This is a genomic window from Kitasatospora sp. NPDC004799, from assembly GCF_040609095.1.
In the GTDB taxonomy this organism is placed as follows: domain Bacteria; phylum Actinomycetota; class Actinomycetes; order Streptomycetales; family Streptomycetaceae; genus Kitasatospora.
On the sequence record NZ_JBEXJK010000664.1, the window covers coordinates 1 to 2,673 of the forward strand.

Below are 2,673 nucleotides of genomic sequence, written 5' to 3' on the forward strand. Positions count from 1 at the left end.
GCGCCGCCCCGCCGGCGGCCGCCCCGCCCCCGCGGGGAGGCCGCCGTCGTGCCTGCCTGTTGCGCCGGGCCGGCTACGGCCGGGTGAAGGTGAGGTGGGTGACGCCGCTCGGGCCGGTCACCGCCTCGATGCGGAAGCGCTGCTCCAGCCCTTCGAGCCCGTCCCAGAGCCGCTCGCCCCGGCCGAGCAGCAGCGGCACCACGACCACGTGCAGGTGGTCGATCAGATCGGCGGCGAGGAAGGCCCGGACGGTGCTCGGGCCGCCGCCGATCCGCACGTCCAGGCCGCCGGCCGCCTCCCGGGCCCGGCGCAGCGCCTCCTCGGGGGAGGCGTCGACGAAGTGGAAGACCGTCCCGCCCTCCATCTCCAGCGAGGGGCGCGGGTGGTGGGTGAGCACGAAGACCGGGGTGTGGAACGGCGGGTTCGGCCCCCACCAGCCCCGCCAGTCCTCGTCCGTCCAGGGGCCGCGCTGCGGGCCGAACTTGTTGCGGCCCATGATCTCCGCGCCGATGCCGTCGCCCCAGGTGCGGGCCATCGCGTCGTCCACCCCGGTGTCGCCGCCCTCCTTGCCCTGCATCCGCCGGAACGTCCGGGTGCCGAAGAACCAGCTGTGCAGCCGGTGGGCGGCGTGGCCGAACGGCTCGTCGAGGCTCTGGCCCTCGCCCGTGCCGTAGCCGTCCAGGGAGATCGAGAAGTTGTGGACCCGGACCAGGGACATGGCTTCCTCCGCCGCGCGGCGCCGCACGGGTGTCTCGGGTGCGGACCGCCCGCACCCCGCTCGCGGGCCACGCTAACCCGGGGGACCGGCGCCCTGACGCTCCGTCACCGCCCCCGGGCGTGGCGGGCGCGGCGGGGCGGACCTGTGGCGGGTGCGGCGGGTGGGGAGCGGGTGGAGGAAGGGGAGGGGAGCGGGGGAGATGCGGTGCGGTCGTCACGCTATTGTCGTGCCTTCTTCATCCTGAGCACGCCCGGGCGGGCGATGCTTCGTCAGGCTGCCCGGGAGCAGGGCGGCCGGCATCCCACGACTTGGGGGGACCGTTCCGATGACCGTACGCCGCACCCTGACCGGATTCCTGGCCGCCGGCCTGCTCGCCGCCGCGACGGCGCTGGTCCCGACCGCCCCGGCGGACGCCACCACCGGCGCCCCGGGCGACCTGCCGTTCGGCTCCGCGACCACCGTCGGACTCCACAACACCTACGACCCGGCCGCCTTCCCGTACCTCGCCCAGGGCCTGGACACCGGCACCGGGATGATCGAGCTGGACCTCTGGCCGAACGTCGTGACCAAGAAGTGGCAGGTCAGCCACTCCAACCCGGTCGGAAACTCCAACAACTGCACGGCCGCGAGCACCCCCGCGCAGCTCTACGGCGGCAGCACCGACCAGGACCTGGCCGGCTGCCTGGACGACGTCCGGGTCTGGCTCGCCGCGCACCCGGGCGCCGGGCCGCTGGTGGTCAAGCTGGAGCTCAAGCCCGGCTACTCGGCCAACCTCGGGATGGGCCCGGACCAGCTGGACGCCCTGATCGCCCAGCACCTCGGCTCCGCCGTGCTGCGCCCGGCCGACCTGCTGGCCAAGCCCGGCGGCGGCTCCTACGCGAGCGTCGACGAGGCGGTGCGGGCGGGCAACTGGCCGAGCCGGTCGGCGCTGGCCGGGCGGGTGCTGCTGTACGCGATCCCGGGCACGGTCGAGCTGGACAACCCCTTCGACACCCTGCACACCGACGTCGAGCAGGGCCGGCACCTGCGCGACCTGGCGGCGGCCGGCCGGATCGGCCAGGCGCAGGTGTTCCCGTCCGTGCTCGGCGCCGCCACCGGCGACCCGCGCGCCCGGTACACCGGCGCGGACGCCTCGATCCGGCCCTGGTTCGTGGTCTTCGACGGCGACGCCTCCACCTACGTCACCACGATCGACACCGCCTGGTACGACGCCGCCCACTACCTGCTGGTGATGACGGACTCCCACCTGGTCGCCCCGGCGATCAGCGGCACCGACCCGACGGCCGATCAGGCGCGGGCCCGCACCGAGCAGCTGGCGAAGGCGCACGCGAGCATCGTCTCCAGCGACTGGCGCAGGCTCCCGTCGGTGCAGTCGCTGGTGCTGCCGCGCGGCTGAGGCCGGTCCGGCCCTCGGTTCGGGGGCCGGCCGCCGGTTACGGGGCCGGCCGCCGGTTCGGGGGACCGGCCCCGGCGCCCCGGGCGGGTCCGGTAGCGTCGGCGGTCGTCCGGCAACGACTCCTGGAGGTAACCGTGCCGCAGATCCTGGTCGACCACTCGGCCGAGCTCGACTTCGACCGGGCGGCCCTGGCCGCCGAGGTCCACCAGGCGATCACCGAGGCGATCGACACCACGGTGGCGGACTGCAAGACCCTCTTCCGCCCGGCCGGCGGTTACCACGTCGGCGACGGGGCGAGCGGCGAGGCCCTGGTCCTGGTCGAGGTGAAGATCCTGGCCGGCCGCAGCACCGAGCAGCGCGCCGACCTGACGGCCCGGGTGCTCGCCGCCGTGCGCGCCCGGATCGGCCGGCCCGCCGCCGTCGCGGTCCAGGTCACCGAACTCGACCGGGACACCTACCGGATCGTCCACCACTCCGGCCACTGACCGGGCCCCGGGGAACGGCTGCTGACCGGCCCCCGGGGAACGGCCGCTGACCGGGCCCGGGCGAACGGTGTCGG

The 2,673-nt window shown here is 75.5% G+C and carries 3 protein-coding genes; 2 read left to right on the forward strand and 1 reads right to left on the reverse strand.

The annotated features are described in order from the left end of the window. Positions 1–73: 73 nt before the first annotated feature. Positions 74–718 carry a dihydrofolate reductase family protein gene (locus ABZW03_RS39615; protein WP_355269550.1) on the reverse strand — a complete coding sequence of 215 codons (645 nt, stop codon included), beginning with the start codon at positions 716–718 and terminating at the stop codon, positions 74–76. 325 nt (positions 719–1,043) lie between these two features. On the opposite strand from ABZW03_RS39615, the gene ABZW03_RS39620 reads away from it, so the two are divergent. Together ABZW03_RS39620 and ABZW03_RS39625 are read left to right on the forward strand one after the other, a co-directional pair. After that, positions 1,044–2,114 carry a phosphatidylinositol-specific phospholipase C domain-containing protein gene (locus ABZW03_RS39620; RefSeq protein WP_355269552.1) on the forward strand — a complete coding sequence of 357 codons (1,071 nt, stop codon included), beginning with the start codon at positions 1,044–1,046 and terminating at the stop codon, positions 2,112–2,114. A 134-nt stretch (positions 2,115–2,248) separates the two neighbouring features. Beyond that, the gene (locus ABZW03_RS39625) at positions 2,249–2,599 is read left to right on the forward strand and encodes an isomerase (RefSeq protein WP_355269554.1); all 351 of its coding nucleotides are present in this window, start codon (positions 2,249–2,251) and stop codon (positions 2,597–2,599) included. Positions 2,600–2,673: the final 74 nt, after the last annotated feature.

Excerpts from the sequence above, each read along its gene's own strand:
- ABZW03_RS39615 (WP_355269550.1), bottom strand. The coding sequence starts at position 718 with ATGTCCCTGGTCCGGGTCCACAACTTCTCGATCTCCCTGGACGGCTAC.
- ABZW03_RS39620 (WP_355269552.1), top strand. The coding sequence starts at position 1,044 with ATGACCGTACGCCGCACCCTGACCGGATTCCTGGCCGCCGGCCTGCTC.